At 61.4% G+C, this 17,781-nt stretch carries 13 protein-coding genes; 11 read left to right on the top strand and 2 right to left on the bottom strand.

What is annotated here, in order from left to right; translation table 11 throughout:
- The coding region (locus tag KDL09_RS14875; protein WP_294386587.1) for a biotin carboxylase N-terminal domain-containing protein at positions 1-1,394 on the bottom strand (1,394 nt) is incomplete at its 3' end.
- Between the two features lie 146 nt (positions 1,395-1,540).
- Here KDL09_RS14875 and KDL09_RS14870 point away from each other — a divergent pair.
- The 11 genes from KDL09_RS14870 (at position 1,541) to raiA (ending at position 15,902) form a co-directional block, all read left to right on the top strand.
- Positions 1,541-4,912: a transglutaminase family protein gene (locus KDL09_RS14870; protein ID WP_294386586.1), complete on the top strand. Its 3,372-nt coding sequence runs from the start codon at positions 1,541-1,543 to the stop codon at positions 4,910-4,912.
- A 45-nt stretch (positions 4,913-4,957) separates the two neighbouring features.
- The gene (locus KDL09_RS14865; RefSeq protein ID WP_294386583.1) at positions 4,958-7,573 is read left to right on the top strand and encodes a circularly permuted type 2 ATP-grasp protein; all 2,616 of its coding nucleotides are present in this window, start codon (positions 4,958-4,960) and stop codon (positions 7,571-7,573) included.
- On the top strand, positions 7,573-8,451 hold the full coding sequence (locus KDL09_RS14860; protein ID WP_294386580.1) for a transglutaminase family protein: 879 nt from the start codon (positions 7,573-7,575) through the stop codon (positions 8,449-8,451). The genes KDL09_RS14865 and KDL09_RS14860 overlap by 1 nt, the downstream gene beginning before the upstream one ends.
- A gap of 76 nt (positions 8,452-8,527) precedes the next feature.
- Entirely contained in the window at positions 8,528-10,006 is a 1,479-nt protein-coding gene (locus KDL09_RS14855) for a circularly permuted type 2 ATP-grasp protein (protein WP_294386577.1), read from the top strand.
- A gap of 5 nt (positions 10,007-10,011) precedes the next feature.
- A complete protein-coding gene (locus KDL09_RS14850; protein WP_294386575.1) occupies positions 10,012-11,067 on the top strand; it encodes an alpha-E domain-containing protein in 1,056 nt (351 codons plus the stop codon).
- A 30-nt stretch (positions 11,068-11,097) separates the two neighbouring features.
- Positions 11,098-11,949: a transglutaminase family protein gene (locus KDL09_RS14845; RefSeq protein ID WP_294386572.1), complete on the top strand. Its 852-nt coding sequence runs from the start codon at positions 11,098-11,100 to the stop codon at positions 11,947-11,949.
- A 136-nt stretch (positions 11,950-12,085) separates the two neighbouring features.
- Positions 12,086-12,916, top strand: a complete 831-nt coding sequence (gene kdsA, locus KDL09_RS14840; RefSeq protein ID WP_294386570.1) for a 3-deoxy-8-phosphooctulonate synthase — start codon at positions 12,086-12,088, stop codon at positions 12,914-12,916.
- The gene (locus KDL09_RS14835) at positions 12,891-13,442 is read left to right on the top strand and encodes a hypothetical protein (protein ID WP_294386567.1); all 552 of its coding nucleotides are present in this window, start codon (positions 12,891-12,893) and stop codon (positions 13,440-13,442) included. Before kdsA ends, KDL09_RS14835 begins: the two co-directional genes overlap by 26 nt.
- Position 13,443: 1 nt before the next feature.
- Positions 13,444-14,415 carry a hypothetical protein gene (locus tag KDL09_RS14830; RefSeq protein WP_294386565.1) on the top strand — a complete coding sequence of 324 codons (972 nt, stop codon included), beginning with the start codon at positions 13,444-13,446 and terminating at the stop codon, positions 14,413-14,415.
- 119 nt (positions 14,416-14,534) lie between these two features.
- Positions 14,535-15,254, top strand: a complete 720-nt coding sequence (gene lptB / locus KDL09_RS14825; RefSeq protein ID WP_294386561.1) for an LPS export ABC transporter ATP-binding protein — start codon at positions 14,535-14,537, stop codon at positions 15,252-15,254.
- A gap of 33 nt (positions 15,255-15,287) precedes the next feature.
- Positions 15,288-15,902 (top strand): ribosome-associated translation inhibitor RaiA, encoded by a 615-nt coding sequence (gene raiA / locus KDL09_RS14820; protein ID WP_294386558.1) that lies wholly within the window; start codon positions 15,288-15,290, stop codon positions 15,900-15,902.
- A gap of 37 nt (positions 15,903-15,939) precedes the next feature.
- Here the strand turns inward: raiA and KDL09_RS14815 are convergent, their stop codons facing one another.
- Positions 15,940-17,748 carry a lysophospholipid acyltransferase family protein gene (locus KDL09_RS14815; protein WP_294386556.1) on the bottom strand — a complete coding sequence of 603 codons (1,809 nt, stop codon included), beginning with the start codon at positions 17,746-17,748 and terminating at the stop codon, positions 15,940-15,942.
- Between the last annotated feature and the right edge of the window lie 33 nt (positions 17,749-17,781).

Genomic DNA, 17,781 nt, shown 5'->3' with positions numbered 1-17,781 from the left:
TTGTTGTCGATGAAGCGCGTCGTGGCCTGGCCGGACTTGAAGTCGGCGTGGTGCACCACGTTCATCAGGAACGGGATGTTCGTCTTCACACCTCGGATGCGGAACTCGCGCAGGCCGCGGTCCATGCGGTCGAGCGCCTGCTGATAGGTGCGGCCGTAAACGGTCATTTTCACCAGCATCGAGTCGTAGTAGGGCGTGATGACGGAGTTCGTCGCGCCCATGGCGCCGTCGAGACGCACGCCGAAGCCGCCGGGGCTGCGGTAGTTCAAAATCTTGCCGAAGTCAGGTGTAAAGCCGTTCTCCGGATCTTCTGTGGTGATGCGGCACTGGATGGCGAAGCCGGTCTTTTCGATCTTGTCCTGCGGCGGCAGTCCGAGCGGCTCCTCATGCAGCTTGTAGCCCTGCGCGACGAGGATCTGGCTGCGCACGAGGTCGATGCTGGTGATTTCCTCCGTCACGGTGTGCTCCACCTGAATGCGGGGATTCATTTCAATGAAGTACCATTCGCCGGATTCGTGATCGACGAGGAACTCGACCGTGCCGGCGTGCGTGTAGTTCACCGCCTTGGCCAGTTTCACCGCGGCGTCGCAGAGGCCGTCGATGATCTCCTGCTTCACACCGTAGCTCGGCGCCTGCTCGATGACTTTCTGGTGGCGTCGCTGCACGGAGCAGTCGCGCTCGTGCAGGTGCAGCACGTTGCCGTGCTTGTCGGCAAGGATCTGAACCTCGATGTGCTTCGCTTTGCCGACGAATTTTTCGAGAAAGACGGCGCCGTTGCCAAAAGCGCGTTCGGCCTCGGTCTGCGCTTCGTCGAGGAGCTTTTCCAGGTCCTTCGCCTCACGCACGATTCGCATGCCACGCCCGCCGCCGCCGAAGGCCGCCTTGATGATGAGCGGGAAGCCGATCTTCTTCGCCACGGCGATGGCCTCTTTGCGATCGCTCACGGGATTGTCGGTGCCTTCCAGAATCGGCACGCTCAGCTTGCGGGCGATGTTGCGTGCGGCGGTTTTGTCGCCCATGCGATCGAGAATTTTCGAATCCGGGCCGATGAAAATGATGCCGGCTTTCGCGCAGGCTGCGGCGAACTGCGGGTTCTCGCTGAGGAAACCGTAGCCGGGATGGATGGCGTCCACGCCTTTTTCCTTGGCCAGGGTGACAATGCCTTCGACATCAAGGTAGGCACCGAGCGGACCTTTGTCCTTGTTCAACTCATAGGCCTCGTCCGCCTTGAAGCGATGCGGGCAGAAGCGATCCTCCTGCGCGTAGATGGCCACCGTCCGGATGCCAAGTTCCGTGGCCGCGCGCATGACGCGGATGGCGATTTCGGAACGGTTCGCAACCATGAGTTTGCGAATTGGACGGATCGGGGACGGGGCGGGGGATTTCGTGGACATGGCGGGGTTGGGAAATGCGGGCGCACAGTCCCGCGGAATCGGGGCGAGGCAAGGCGTGAGAGCACTTTTCCCGTGCCCAAAAATAAGATTGGCCGCGAACTTGCTTAAGTGGAAGCGACGGCCAGCCTCCGCGCTGCCACGACCCCATGTCCATCCACGTCGCCCTCCATCACCGCACCAGCTACCGGTATGAACGCCCCATCGCACTCGGACCCCAAGTGGTGCGATTGCGACCCGCACCTTATTCCCGCACGCGGATCCTGAGTTATTCGCTCAAGGTCACGCCCGAACAGCATTTCCTCAACTGGCAGCAGGATCCGCAGTCGAACTACCTCGCACGACTGGTCTTTGAGGAAAAGACCCGGGAGTTCACGGTCGAGGTCGATGTGGTGGCGGAAATGGCGGTGCTGAATCCCTTCGACTTCTTCCTCGAACCGGACGCCGAGCACTTTCCCTTCGAATACGACGACACGCTGGACAACGAGCTGGCGCCATTTTTGAAGTGCCTCGATCTCACGCCGAAATTCACCCACTACTACACGGAGATCGAAAAGGAGCTGCTGGCCATGAAGCCGTGGCCGCCGCGCACCATCGATGTGCTGGTGGCGATCAATCAACGCCTGTGGAAGGACATCAGCTACACAATCCGGATGGAGCCGGGCGTGCAGACACCAGAGGAGTCGCTCACGAAGCGCAGCGGTTCGTGCCGTGACTCCGCCTGGCTGATGGTCCAGATCATGCGTCGCCTCGGCATCGCGTCCCGTTTTGTCAGCGGCTACCTCATTCAGCTCAAACCGGACGTGAAATCCCTCGACGGCCCGAGCGGCACGGAAGTCGATTTCACTGACCTTCACGCTTGGTGCGAGGTGTATCTGCCGGGCGCCGGCTGGATCGGGCTCGATCCCACTTCAGGTCTCCTCGCCGGCGAAGGCCACATCCCGCTCGCCGCGACGCCTGATCCGCAGAGTGCCGCACCGATCAGCGGATTGGTGGAGCCGTGTAAAACGGAGTTCGAGTTCGAAATGAGGGTCGATCGCATCTTCGAATCGCCCCGAGTCACAAAGCCCTACACCGACGAACAGTGGGCGGAGATCGAGGCGCTCGGTCATGCACTGGACAAGGAAATCAACGCCGCCGACATCCGCCTCACCATGGGCGGCGAGCCCACCTTCGTCTCCATCGACGACATGGACGGTCCCGAGTGGAACACGGTGGCGGTGGGACCGGACAAGGCCCGGCTTTCCGATGAACTCATGAAACGGCTGAAGAACCGCTTCGCCCCCGGCGCGTTTTTACACTACGGCCAGGGCAAGTGGTATCCCGGCGAATCGCTGCCGCGCTGGTCCTACGGCTGCTACTGGCGCAAGGACGGCCAGCCGGTGTGGGCGCATCCGCATCTGTTTGCCGACATGCAGGCCGACTACGGAGCGAATGAAACCCACTCGGCGCGTTTCATTCATGCGCTGGCCGAACGCCTCGGCTGCGGCGGCAAATGGATCATGCCGACGTATGAAGACGCCTTCTACTACCTCTGGCGTGAGCGAAAGCTGCCGGTGAACGTGGATCCGCTGAAATCGAACCTCAAAGACAAGGAGGAGCGCACGCGTCTGGCCAAGGTGTTCGAGCAGGGCCTCGACAAGATCATCGGCCACGTGCTGCCCCTCAAACCCGTGGGAGAAGGCTGGGAGACCGGGCCGTGGTTCCTGCGGGCCGAACGCTGCTACCTCGTGCCCGGTGATTCGCCGATCGGGCTGCGCCTGCCGCTCGATTCGCAGCCCTGGGTCAAATCCACCGACTATCCCTACCACTACGAGCAGGATCCGATGGAGGACCGTGATCCCCTGCCCTCGCGGCAGCAGTTTGTGCGCGGTATCGCCGGAGTTCCGCCCTCGTTCTGGAAAAAACTCGCGCAACGCCGCGGCCCGCTCGGACTGGAGGATCTGACCGAGGAAGAACGCGCCGAACTCATCGATCCCGCTGCACAACCGCCGGGCGTCCAGCAATCCGCCGACTGGATCGTGCGCACCGCGCTCTGCGTGGAGCCGCGCAACGGCAAGCTCTTCGTCTTCATGCCGCCGACAAAGACGCTGGAGGAGTACTTGAACTGCCTCGGAGCGGTCGAGGACGTGGCGCTCGCGCTGGATCAACCTGTCGTCGTCGAAGGCTATCCACCGCCCTACGATCCGCGCGTTCAAGCGCTGAAGATCACGCCGGACCCGGGCGTCATCGAAGTGAACGTGCATCCCGCCAAGAGCTGGGACGAGATGGTGAACATCACCGAGGGTTTGTACGAAGAAGCGCGGCTCACACGCCTCGGCACGGAGAAGTTCATGGTCGACGGGCGCCACACCGGCACCGGCGGCGGCAATCACATCGTCATGGGCGCCGAAACGCCCAAGGACAGTCCGTTCCTGCGGCGTCCGGACCTGCTGCGCAGCCTCGTGAGCTACTGGCAGAACCACCCCTCGCTCTCCTACATGTTCAGCGGCCTGTTTGTCGGCCCGACGAGCCAGAGTCCGCGCATCGACGAAGCGCGCAACGATTCACTCTACGAACTGGAGGTGGCCTTCAAAGCCGCCGAACAAACCGGCCACGTGCCGCCCTGGCTGGTGGACCGCCTGTATCGAAACCTGCTCATTGACGCCACCGGCAACACGCACCGCGCCGAGTTCTGCATCGACAAATTGTACTCGCCCGACAGCAGCACGGGACGCCTCGGTCTGCTCGAAATGCGCGCCTTTGAAATGCCGCCGCATGCGCGCATGAGCCTCGCGCAGGCGCTCATGCTACGTACGCTCATCGCCCGCTTTTGGAAGGAGCCCTATGAGGCGCCGCTCGTGCGCTGGGGCACGGACATTCATGACCGCTGGATGCTGCCGCATTTCACTTGGGCCGATTTTGAAGATGTGTGCGACGAGACCCAGCAGGCCGGCTACGAGCTGAAGCCGGAGTGGTTTGCGCCGCACCACGAGTTCCGTTTTCCGCTGAGCGGCGACTGGTCCGCGCGCAACACCCACGTCGAAATCAGGCAGGCGCTCGAACCCTGGCACGTGCTCGGTGAAGAAGGTGCCGCCGGCGGGGCCGTGCGTTTCGTCGATTCCTCCGTCGAACGCATTCAAATCAAGGCGATGGGCCTCACCGAAGGCCGCTACGCCATCACCTGCAACGGCCGCACCGTGCCGCTGCATCCCACCGGCACGAACGGCGAGTTCATCGCCGGTGTGCGTTACCGCGCCTGGCAGCCGCCGAGCTGCCTGCAGCCCACGGTCGGGGTGCATTCGCCGCTCACGCTCGATCTCGTCGATCTGTGGAATCAACGTTCTCTCGGCGGCTGCACCTACCATGTCGCCCACCCCGGCGGTCGCAGCTATGAGAGCTTCCCGGTGAACTCCTACGAGGCTGAAAGCCGCCGCCTCGCCCGCTTCTTCCGCCACGGTCACACGCCCGGGAAGATGAAAGTCGCACCCGCCGTTCCTAATCCGGAATTCCCCTTCACGCTCGATTTGCGGCACGGATGAAAGTGAAGAAACGGGATGCACAATGCATGAACGATTCCTACTGTCGTGAACCGCAGCACCGACGACCACGCATTGATCTTCCAATCTCAGAGTTCCACCCTGCCTTCTCCCGTTTCATCCCGGGCAGAGCTTCCACGTGTGGATGCTCCTGAAACGAGGGGACATTACGATGAGCTGCGCGATGCCGGCGGCAAGGTGCGGCCTCACTATGAGCAGGTCATTTCGGACCTTCAGCGGCGCGATGCCGCGGGTGTGAAGCGCCTTTCTGACACCGCACGCCGTCTCCTGGCGGAACGCGGTGTCACGTTCAACATCTACGACGCCCGGGGCCTCGACACGCCCTGGCAGATGGACCCCGTGCCGTTTGTCATCTCCTCGCGCGAGTGGGAGGGCATCGAGAAGGCGCTCATCCAGCGTGCGACGCTGCTGAACGCGATTTTGACCGACAGCTACGGCCCGCAGCAGTTGATCCGCAAAGGCGACATGCCGGCGGCGATGGTGCTGGGGCAACCCGGTTATCTGAGGCCCTGCCATGGCATCAAACTGCCGAACGCCAAGCCGCTGCAGGTCTATGGAGCCGACATCGCCCGCTCCCCCGACGGCCGGTGGTGGGTGATTTCCGACCGCACGCAGATTCCAACCGGTTCCGGCTATGCCTTGGAAAATCGCCTGATCACTTCGCGGCTGCTGCCGGAGGTGTTTCGTGACGCGCGGGTGCGGCGTCTCGCGGTCTTTTTCCGGCAGATGCAGCAGTCGCTCGCCGCGCTGGCTCCGCGCCCCGTGGAGGAGCCACGGGTCGTGCTGCTGACACCCGGGCCCTACAACGAAACATACTTCGAGCAGGCGTACATCGCCCGCTATCTCGGCTACACGCTCGTGGAGGGCGAAGACCTCACGGTGCGTGATGACCGCGTCTATTTGAAGACGCTCAGCGGTCTCGAGCCGGTGGACGTGATCCTGCGCCGGGTCGATGACGATTTCGCCGATCCGCTGGAACTGCGAAACGACTCCATGCTCGGAGTTCCCGGTCTCGTGCGCGCCGTGCGTGCGGGCAACGTGGCCTTGGCGAACGCATTGGGATCCGGACTGGCCGAGGCACCGGCCATGATGGCCTTCCTGCCCGGTTTGTGCCGCAAGCTGCTCGGTGAGGATCTCCTCATGCCGTCCGTGGCCACGTGGTGGTGCGGACAGGAACGGCCACGCGCCGAAGTGGAGAAAAACCTCGATCGGCTGGTCATCAAAAGCTCCTTCCGCGTGCGCGGTCAGGATGTTTGCTTCGGCGGTCAGCTCTCCGCAGCAGAGCGCGCGGCTCTGATCGAGCGCATGCGTTTTGCGCCCGATCGCTGGGCCGCCCAGGAAAAAATCTCCTTCTCCACCGCACCCACGTGGGAGGACGGGCAACTCGTTCACAAGCCCGTGAGCGTGCGAGTCTATCTCGTCGCCACCAAGGACGGCTACATGGTCATGCCGGGCGCGCTAACGCGTGTGGCGGCCTCGATAGAGTCGCCTTTGGTGTCGATGCAAAAAGGCGGCAGCAGCAAAGACACCTGGGTGCTCAGCGAAGGGCCGGTGGAAAACGTCACGCTGCTCTCGGCCACGCGCACCTCGGTGGAACTGCGGCGCACGGGGCACAATCTCGGCAGCCGCGTCGCGAATCATCTGTACTGGCTCGGGCGCTATGCCGAGCGCGCCGAATCAACCGCGCGCCTCCTGCGCTCGACGCTGCTGCGCTGCTCGCCGGAAAGCGGGATGAGCGAGACCCCTCTGCTTCTGCCGCTGCTGGAGGCACTGAAAAACCTCGGCGTTCTCGAAGACGTGCCGGATGCCGCTGTGCTGGCCTCCCAGCAGGAGCAACTCGAAGCCCGCCTCCTGGAGGCCGTGTTCGATGCCAATCATCCTGCCAGCATCCGCTCAAGCGTCGAGCACATCCAGCGCATCGGCGTATTGCTGCGTGACCGCATCTCGGTGGACACGTGGCGCATCATCAGCCAGCTCAGTGATGCTTTGGATGTCTATGACAACACACCGAGCGTCACACCGATGTCCGATGCATTGAATGTGCTCACGCGCATCATCCTCGAACTGGCTTCCTTTCACGGATTGGCGAAAGAGAACATGACGCGCGCCCAAGGCTGGATGTTCCTCGACATCGGACACCGCCTGGAACGCACCACGTATATCTGTCATCTCCTCCGCGCCGGCCTGCACAGTGCGGACGCCGAAAACCCCAGCCTGCTCGAAGCCATTCTCGAAGTCGGTGACAGCACGATCACCTACCGCAACCGCTACAGCCTGCTGCCGCAGCTCGCGGCAGTGTATGACCTGCTCATGCTCGACGAACAGAATCCGCGCGGGTTGCGCTTCCAGTTTGAACGCATCCGGCAGCAGTTCGAGCATCTGCCGCATGAGCAGAGCTCCGCCGTGCTTACGCCGGCAATGCGGGTGTTCCTCGAGAGCAGCACCCGGCTGCAATTGTGCGACCCCACCGAGCTTGCCCGTGTCGAACCGGGGACTTGGGCGCAGACGCAGGTGGCGAAACTCCTGACCCATCTCATCGAGGCGATGCCGTTGCTCAATGACGCGCTGACCGCCGGCTATTTCGCCCATTCCATCATCCACAGCAGCAGCGAAGCCGCGCCTGCTGAACTGCCGCCCGCGTGATGAACTACCGCATCACTCATCGCACGACGTATGCCTACAGCGCCCAGGTTGCGGTGTCGCACCACGCCGCGCGCCTGCGCCCGCGTGACACGGACACGCAGCGCTGCCTGGAATTCGGCCTCAGTTTTGATCCGGAGCCCGACCTGCTCACGGAGCACGTCGATTCGTTCGGCAACCAGGTCTCCTGCTTCTCCGTGCAGAAGCTGCACAAACATTTTGAAGTCGTCTCGCGCAGCTACGTCTCGATCACGGCCGTGCTTCAGCCGGATCCGCTGCAAACTCCCGCCTGGGAGGACGTGGCGGCCAAGTTTCGTGATCCTGTGTCGGTCGATCTGCTCGACCCCTGCCAGTTCGTGTTTGGCAGCCCGCTGCTGGTGCATGAAATGCCGCTGAGAACTTTTGCGCTGCCCAGTTTCCCCAAGGGCCGTCCGGTGCTCGCGGCCGCCGCGGACCTCTGCCGCCGCATCAACCAGGAGTTTGTCTTCGACCCGAAGGCGACCACGATCAGCACGCCACTGAAGGAGGTGCTGGAAAAGAAACGCGGCGTCTGCCAGGACTTCGCCCACCTCGCCATCGCCAGCCTGCGCGCGATGGGCCTGCCCGCACGCTACATCAGCGGCTACCTGCGCACGCATCCGCCCGCGGGCAAACCACGGCTGCAGGGCGTCGATGCTTCGCACGCGTGGGCATCATGCTTTGTCCCCGGTTTTGGGTGGGTCGATTTCGATCCCACCAACAACTGCTTCACCGCGCTGGATCACATCACCGTCGCCATCGGCCGGGACTTCTCCGATGTCAGCCCGGTGCGCGGCATCATCACCGGAGGTGGCAAGCACAGCGTGATGGTCGGTGTGGATGTGGAGCCAGTGGAGACGTGACAGGCTGCCCGCCACACAACGCAATTTGCAAAGCCTCTCGAACTCTGGCACAACCCCTGCTAAGTAATATCATCTCATGTCGTCACTGTTTAACGACTACCAACCAGGCAAGTTCTTCGACGAGGTCTTTTCCGCGCCCGGAGCTGCGCGTTCCCATTACGAGGCGCTGCTGTCAAATGTGGGCAGCCTGACCCCCGGCGACTACTCGTCGCTGCAAAAAGCCGTGGATGCCGCCTTCCTCAAGATGGGCGTCACCTTCACGGTCTATGGCGACGATCAAGGCACGGAGCGCATCTTCCCCTTCGACCTCATGCCGCGCATCATCCCGCAGCGGGAGTGGGAGCGGGTCGAAGCCGGACTCATCCAGCGCATCACGGCGCTGAATCTTTTCCTCAACGACATCTACCACGGGCAGAAAATCCTCACGGACAAAGCCGTCCCGGAGGAACTCGTGCTCAGCGCCTCGCATTACCGCCCCGAGTTCAAAGGCGTGAAGGTGCCGCACGGCATCTACATCCACATCTGCGGCACGGACCTCGTGCGCGATGACAAGGGCGAGTACTTCGTGCTCGAAGACAACGGCCGCTGCCCTTCCGGCGCCTCCTACATGCTGGAAAACCGCCACGCGATGAAGCGCGCCTTCCCGGGTCTGCTGCAATCGCTTCCCGTGCGTCCTGTTGACACCTACGGCACCATGCTGCGTGAAACGCTCGAGCATCTCGCGCCGAAGGGCGTGCTCGATCCGACGGTCGTTGTGCTCACGCCAGGGATCTACAACAGCGCTTACTTTGAACACTGCTACCTGGCCAAGCAGATGGGCGTGCCGATCGTCGAGGGCCGTGATCTCATCATGCGCAACGACCGTGTGTTCATGCGCACGACCAAGGGTCTGGAGCAGGTTCATGTGATTTATCGCCGCATCGACGACGACTTCCTCGACCCGCTCGTCTTCCGCAAAGACTCGCTCCTCGGCGTGCCGGGCATCATCAATTCGTATCGCAAGGGCCACGTGGCGCTCGCAAACTCGATCGGCACCGGCGTGGCTGACGACAAGGCGGTTTACGCGCTCGTGCCGAAGATGATCGAGTACTACCTCGATCAGGAGCCCATCCTGCCAAACGTAAAGACCTACCTGGGCATCAAGAAGAAGGAATGCGCCTACATACTGGACAATCTCGAAAAGCTCGTCGTAAAAGCGGTGAACGAATCCGGCGGCTACGGCATGCTCATGGGCCCTAGCGCCTCGAAAAAAGAGCGCTCCGACTTCGCCGACCGCATCAAGGCCAACCCGCGCAACTACATCGCCCAGCCGGTGCTGCAGCTCTCGCGCCATCCGGTGTTTGTGGATGATCACTTCGAAGGACGTCACATCGACTTGCGACCCTATGTGCTCTACGGCGACCGCGTGCGTGTCGTCCCCGGCGGCCTGACGCGCGTGGCGCTGAGAAAAGGCTCGCTGGTGGTCAATTCCTCTCAAGGCGGCGGCAGCAAGGACACCTGGGTGCTCTGGGACGAGTGCTCTGACAAAGCCGCCTCAACTCAACTCGCCGCCTGAACACCATGCTTAGCCGAGTCGCAGACAGCATCTACTGGATGGCGCGTTACGTCGAACGCGCCGAGAACCTCTCCCGCCTCCTGCTTTCCACACAGGACCTTCTGCTGGATGCCGGAGCCGAGGGATTGGACGAAGAGCAGTTCTGGCGCCCCATTCTCGCCACCACGGGCGATGAAGAAGCTTACACCGCCGTTCACAAGAAAATTAAAGGACGTGACGTGGCCGCGTTCGTCGCGTTGCGTCCTGAGAACCCTAATTCAATCCTCAACAGCATCCGTGCCGCGCGTGAAAATGCGCGCACCGTGCGTGATCAGATTTCGGATGACGTCTGGGAATGCCTGAACGGCCTGCGTCTCTTTGTGGAGTCGAACGAGGGCCGCAGCACCTTCCGCAACCAGAACGCCGCCTTCTACGAGCGCGTGCTGCGTCGCTCGTATCAGTTCCAAGGCATCGCCGACTCCACCACGCCGCGTGGCGAGGTCTGGCATTTCCTCCGGCTGGGCACGTGCATCGAACGCGCGGACCAGATGTCACGCCTGATCGACACCTGCTCGGCCATTTCGATGGACATGCCGCCGCATCCGCAGTCCCGACCACTGCGCTGGGCCGCGCTGCTGCGTTCATGTTCCGCGTGGCATGCATTCCAGGCGGAGCACAGCAAGCTCGATCCGAAAAAAATCATCGAATACCTCCTGCTCGACGAAACCTTCCCGCGTTCGGTCGCCTGCTGCGTCGTCGAGCTCCATCAAACGTTGCAATGTCTGTGCGGTGTCGGTTCGCTGCACCACATGCCGGCACCCGTGCGTCGTGCAGGCCGTCTGCGCTCCGACCTGGCCTACACCACCGTCGATGAAGTGCTCGCCTTCGGCCTGCATGAGTACATCGACGCGTTGCAGACACGTCTGAATGACATTGGCGAGGCGATCTTCCAAACCTTCGTGCTTTACGCCGACCTTACTCCTTTGAAAGACGATGGACCTCTGGAAAGCACGCCAACACAGCCACTCGGAGCCTATCATGTGCACTCGGACGAGGACGCACAAATTCAACAGCAACAGTAGAACTGACGTAAGGAGCCGACGCCGCCGTCCATGCGATTCCGAGTCTTCCACCGCACACGCTATGTCTATCGTGCGCCGGTGCGCGACAGCTACAACGAACTGCGCCTGCGTCCCGTCACCGACAACAAGGCGCGTTTGGAATTCTTCCTCCTGAACGTGAATCCACCGGCCCGTCTGCGCCACTTCCGCGACGACTGGCTCAACTACGTTCACTACTTCGATGTTCCAGAGCCGCACCTCGACCTCACCATCGAGGCGCAGTGCACGATCAACACCACGAATCCCTACGCTGACGGCCACCCGACAGGCGTGAAGTTCGCCACGCTGAAAACCGACCTCGATGACATGGTCGTGCCATTTCTCGGCGGCAGTCGTTACGTGGATGTCTCGCCCGAGATCTGGCGACTTGGCATCGATATTCGGGATGAATGCGATGATGTGTTCGAAGCTGCCGGGGCGGTCATGCATCATATCTACAAAAACTGGGCCTACGCGCCGAACACGACCACCGTCTCCACACACATGAGCGAGGTGCTCGAGACCAAACAGGGGGTCTGCCAGGACTTTGCGCACCTCATGATCGGGATCTGCCGCAGCCTCGGCATTCCGACCCGCTATGTGAGCGGTTATCTATACAATGGCCACGACTCACATCTGCGCGGCGCCCAGGCCTCGCATGCCTGGGTGGAAGTTCATGTGCCCGGCAGAGGCTGGTTCGGCCTCGACCCCACCAACGACACGCTCGCCGACGAACGTCACATCAAAATCGCCACAGGTCGCGATTATGCTGACGCCGCCCCGATCACCGGACATTTCGACGGCCCGCCAGGAGCCACCACAGCTCTGCAGGTGGAGCTCGAAGTGCGGCGGACGGACAGGTGAACTGGCCCAGAATCTTCCGTTGTCTTCCCCGCCCTGCCCGCTACATTTTGAACCAGCGGGCCGCGCAACGGGGTTGGAAAACTTCAAACCGATTCTGGAGCGAGGCTCACAGGATCAAATTTAAGTTTTTATGGGGATGTTCTCTCTTCCGGTGGTGAAAATTGGGGCGGTGTCGATGGATGGCACGGAGCCGGTGTTTATTTTGGGACCGTGCGTGATCGAAAGCGAAGAATTCATCTGGGGTGTCGCCGAAAAACTCGATGCCATGGGGAAACAGCACGGCTGGCGCTGGATTTTCAAAGCCTCCTATGACAAGGCCAACCGCAGCGCCATTTCGTCTTATCGCGGCCTCGGCTGTGAAGCGGGCAGCAAGCTGCTCGCGCAGATCGGCGCGAAGCTGGGCGTGCCGGTGACCACGGACATCCACACCGCAGAAGAGGCGAAAAAGGCCGCCGAGCACATCGACCTGCTGCAAATCCCCGCCTTTCTCTGCCGCCAGACCGATTTGATCGTCGCTGCAGGCGAGACGGGACGTACCGTAAATGTGAAAAAGGGCCAGTTTCTCGCGCCGTGGGATGTGAAAAACATCGCCGACAAGCTGGTCAGCGCCGGCTGTCAGAACTTTATGTTCACCGAACGCGGCACGACCTTCGGCTACAACAATCTCGTGGCCGACATGCGTTCGCTCTACTGGATGCGCGAGCTTGGCTATCGGGCCGTGATGGATGCAACACACAGTGTGCAGCGTCCGGGCGGACTGGGCACTGCGACCGGCGGTGACGGCAAGCTGGCCCCGGTGCTCGCCCGTGCGGCCGTGGCCACGGGATGCGACGGTGTTTTCATGGAAACACACCCCGATCCGGCCAACGCATTTTCAGATGGCCCCAACCAAATCCCCCTTTCACAGATCGCGGAAGTGGTGGAAACCTTGCGGAAGATTCATGGCCTTGTTCGCGACATCTCTTGAACTGCTTCAACGCCGCAGACTGGCGCTTTCCGTCACGCTCGGCGTGCTGGTCGGTCTGGCCATGTTTGCCCTCGGCGAGCAGCCCGCAGCGGACGATTCCGGCATGGGCGCCTTCCTGAAAATGGTGCCGCCGGGCGCGGTGAACAAAGGCGCGGTCATCCCGTCCTTCGACGCCTCCGGACGCCGCACCTCCCTGATCACCGCCGACGTGGTGCGCCGGGTGGATGACGAGCGCCTCTACGCGGAAAAACTCGTGGTGCAGATGTTCAACGCCGATCCTGGGAAAGATCTGCGAATCGATTTGAAGACCGCCTTTTACCAGATGGCCGCCAGCGGCGGCGTCCTGCGCAGCACCGAACGCAGCCGCGTGAGCCGCCCAGATTTCGAGATCGAGGGAGACGGCCTCATCTTCGACACCGCCAAGAATCAGGGCCGCATGACTGGAAACATCCGCATGGTGATCTTTGACAGCGGCAGTCTCAGCGGCGAGGGAACCTCCCCATCCAAACCACGCCCCACCAAGTGACATGAAGACGTCCTCCATTCTCTGCATCGCCCTGCTGCTCGGCAGCGTCGGCGCATGGGCACAAGGCCCCGGAGGCACTCGCCCTCTCTTTGATTTTCGAAAGAAGAAGGTGGATGAGGAGACGAAGGCCAAGGCGATCGATGCAGCCAAGACGGCCGTGAAACAAGTGCCTGATGAGGTGAAGGACAAGGCCAAGGAGATGCTGATCTCCCCCGAAGCTGCTGAGATGAGACAGAAGGCCCTCCAGGCCGCGCAGGCTGTAATGCAAAGCAAGTCCACGGACGCTGCTGCCACCACCACCCCCGAACCCGCAGCCGCCACGCCGGGCACTACCCTGGTTGACACCCCGCCTCCACCGCCGGTCGGCCCGCAGCCGAAACCGCTGGAACCTCTGAATCTGGACGAGACGCCCAAGGCCACCAAAGGCCAGATCCTCATCACGGCTCAAAAGAGCGCCTTTTTTGATGCCAATCTCGGCTACGGCATCTATACCGGCGACGTGAGAGCACGCCACCCGCAGATGTACATCGAGTGCGAGGAACTGGAACTCTTCATGGCCAAGCAGGAGGGCGGCGTCCTCAATGCGTCCAAATCCAAAAACACCGCCCCTCCTTCCAAAGACTCCGACATTTTGGCGCCAGCCAAAAAGGAAGAGAACGCCCCGCCACCCATCGACAAGGCCGACGCCCGCGGCCCGATGGTCACCATCGAAAAAATTGCCGAAGACGGCGAACTGCAGATCGGACATTGCAAGCATCTCGTGTATGACGGCAAAACCGGCATCACCACGCTCTATGACTGGCCGCAGGTGCAGGCGGGCAACCAGCTGCACAAAGCCACCGAAGCAGGCTGCGTCATGATCATCGACAAGGGAGGCAAGCTCACCACCACCGGTGGCAACGAGACGATCATTCTGCAGGGGGAGGACGCCACCCCCAAGAGCCGCGGCGGCATGGTCCCCCAACAGCAGTGAACATGGCCCCAAGAAAGAAGAGATCGACGAGCGTCGACAGTCAGGAAGCCAGACCCTCCCTGGCTGAGCCCGATGCGACGCCGAGCACAGCCAATGGGGCGGACGAGCAGAATGGGAACATGCTGCTGCACACCGAAGGTCTGAAAAAGGTCTATGACGGACGTGCTGTGGTGAACGGCGTCGATATTGAAGTCAAAAGCGGCGAGATCGTCGGCCTGCTCGGCCCGAACGGCGCCGGCAAGACGACCACCTTCTACATGATCGTCGGCCTCGTGCAGCCGAACGGCGGCAAGGTCATGTTCGATGGCAAAGACGCCACGAACGAACCGATGTACATGCGCTCGAGGCTCGGCATGGGTTACTTGCCCCAGGAGGAGTCCATCTTCCGCCGGCTCACCGTGCGGGAAAACATCATGGCCGTGATGGAGACGCAGCCTTACACACGCCAGGAGCGCGAGGACCAGACCCAGTCCCTGATGGAAAAATTCGGCATCGACCATGTCGCCGAGAACCTCGCCATCACGCTGTCTGGCGGCGAAAAGCGCCGTCTCACCATCGCCCGTTCGCTCGTCACCTCACCAAAACTTCTCATGCTCGACGAGCCGTTCAGCGGCGTCGATCCCATCGCTGTCAGTGAGATTCAGGACATCATCCGCATGCTGCGCCAGGCGGGGCTCGCCATCCTGATCACCGACCACAACGTGCGTGAAACCCTGAACATCGTGGACCGTGCCTATCTCATTTTCGAGGGCAGGGTCCGCCGTCACGGCAGCAAAGATTTTCTCGTCAACGATGACGAAGCCCGCCGACTCTATTTGGGCGAGGGCTTCACCATGTGACTTAATTCCAACCCCGAACCCGGACAAACCACCATGCAAAAACACAACGTCAACCTCCCCATCATCGTCACGGCACGTCATATGGACGTCACCGAGGCGATCCGCGATTACGCCCACAAGAAAGTGGAGAGTCTTCACCTCGACTACCCGCGCATCATTGAGGCCAAGGTCATTCTCGACGTGCAGAACCACCGTCACCAGATCGCTGAAATCATCCTGTTCTGCGCCGATCACATCGTGATCGAGGTCAAGTCCACTTCCGAAGACGTTTACGCTTCCATCGACGAAAGCATCGCCAAGATCGCCCGTCGCATGCGCAAGTACAAGACGCGCCTGCTCAAGAACCACCGCCCGCGCAAGGAGGGATCCATTGGCTCCATCCGCCATCTCGAAGAACACGTGTTCCATCAGGAAGCCGTGCATGCCGAAGAAGACCATCTGGAGCCGTCCTACGTGCACAAGGAAGCCTATAAAATTCGTCCGCTCTATGCCGACGAGGCCATCATGGACCTCGAAATCAGCGACCGTCCGTTTGTGCTCTTCCACAACCAGCAGACGCATCGCCTGGCCATCCTGTTCCGTCGCAAAGACGGCGACTACGGCTTGGTCGAGCCTGAAGTCGCCACCGCCAACGGCTCGGTCAAATAACCTTTTACCTGTTTTGCCTCCACGGGGCGGCCTGAAGTCAGGCCGCCTCTTTTTTGTGCAGCGCCAGATACTCGCGGCAGTTTTCCTCGCCCATATACTTGGCCAGCAGGCGGGCGTCGGTCTCGGTGAAATCCACCATGATGAGACCATCGACGACCGAGGAGAAATCCTTGTCCACGTTGAAGCTCAGCAGTGTCGCGTTCAGCCTGAGATAATGCTTCAGCAGCGTCGGAATGCCCTTTCCGTCCGTCTCGAGACTGGAGATCAGCGCGGAGCAGTCGTCCACGTTTTGCAGATCGGCGCTGATGAACTCGCGCATCATCTTCCGCGTGCGCATGTAGCGGAAAGGATTGCGCGGCTTCACGAAGCTGGCGAGGTTCGGATGCATGCGGTTGTCCTGCAGGAACTCCACGATCATCTTCCGCGACAGGCTGCTGTAGTCCTTGCTGATGCTCACCGGGCCAAACAGCTTCTTGTAGCGCGGATTGCGTGCGATCCAGTGCGCAATGCCCTTCCACAGCAGCGGCAGGGAGGCCAGATGACGCTGGTAGGCCTTGATGATGAAGCTGCGCCCCATCTCCACGGCGTGTTCGAGATTGGCCAGGAAGGGTTTTTCAAACCGGAACAGCGTGTTCGTATAGAGCCCCTTTGGACCGTATTCGCGCAGGATTACGTCCGCACGGCCTAGGCGGTAGGCGCCGGCGACCTGCTCCTTCTCCTCGTCCCAGAGGATAAGGTGCTCGTAGTAGCGGTCATACTTGTCGAGGTCGACCTCATTGCCACTGCCTTCACCGACTTCGCGGAAGGTGATCTCACGCAGACGGCCGATCTCCGGCAGCAGCGTCGGAATCTCATGCGAATGTGCCTGGTAGACGGACAGGTTCCCCTGCCCCACAAGCAGACCCCCACGGGCACGGATGCGGTCGATTTCCTCCGCCATGCGCTCCTGCTGGATTTCAGATGGCGGAGTGATGGTGATGTTTTCACCCGCCACGGTCAGCTTTGCATTCTTTTCCTTGCCGCGCTGATGCAGCACAAAGGTGTGGATGCGCAGGTAGCGCGTGAGCGATTCATCATCCTCGAACTTCTTCAGACGTGAATACGGGATTGGGTGCCCCACGCGCATGGGCACCGGCGTGTTGGCCCGGTTGCAAAACTCGCGCAGCAACAGGCTCGTGCGCAGGCGCGGGTGAATCATTCCGGCGGCGTGAAACAGCGCGCTATTCGATCCTGGGAAATAAACCGGCAATACCGTCGCCTGCGTGCGCCGCACCAGCGACCCGACGTGATTGCTCCAGACCGGTTCATTGATGCCACGGCCGGGCTTGTAGGCGGCCACTTCGCCTGCCGGAAAGATCACCAGCGTTCCACCGCCGCGCAGCAGACGGATCGCCTCCTTCATCGGTGCCAAATTCTTCTTTGCTGCCGATTCGCCGCCGAAAGGATCGACCGGGATCACATGTCCTTCGAGCTCCTTCATGGCAAGCATGAGTGAATTTGTCATGACCTTCAGCTCAGGACGGAACTGCGCGGCCCAGCGCGACAGCATGACAGGATCGATGACTCCAAACGGATGATTGGCGACAATGATCAACGGCCCTTTGTCCGGAAATTCAAACTCGGCCGGCAGATCCACTTCTTCCTGCAGCTTGAGCGCATGCGCCACCGAATCAAACCATGCAAACACCTTGGGATGCTGCGGATGTGCGCGAAAAAGCCGCGCCGACTCCTGGTAGAACTCATCAAAGCCACGCAAACCCAGCGCCGTTTCAACAGCGGGGCCCAGCAGGCGGTAGATGCGTCGCTGAAGAGGGGTTTTGAGGTGCTCGCTGAGGTCGAAGACCATAGGTACGATCAGAGGGTTGGAATGACCGAGATG

The organism is Prosthecobacter sp., assembly GCF_020439865.1.
GTDB lineage: Bacteria > Verrucomicrobiota > Verrucomicrobiia > Verrucomicrobiales > Verrucomicrobiaceae > Prosthecobacter.
The sequence above is the reverse complement of the archived record's forward strand: the minus strand, read 5'-3'. Positions and strand labels throughout refer to the sequence as shown.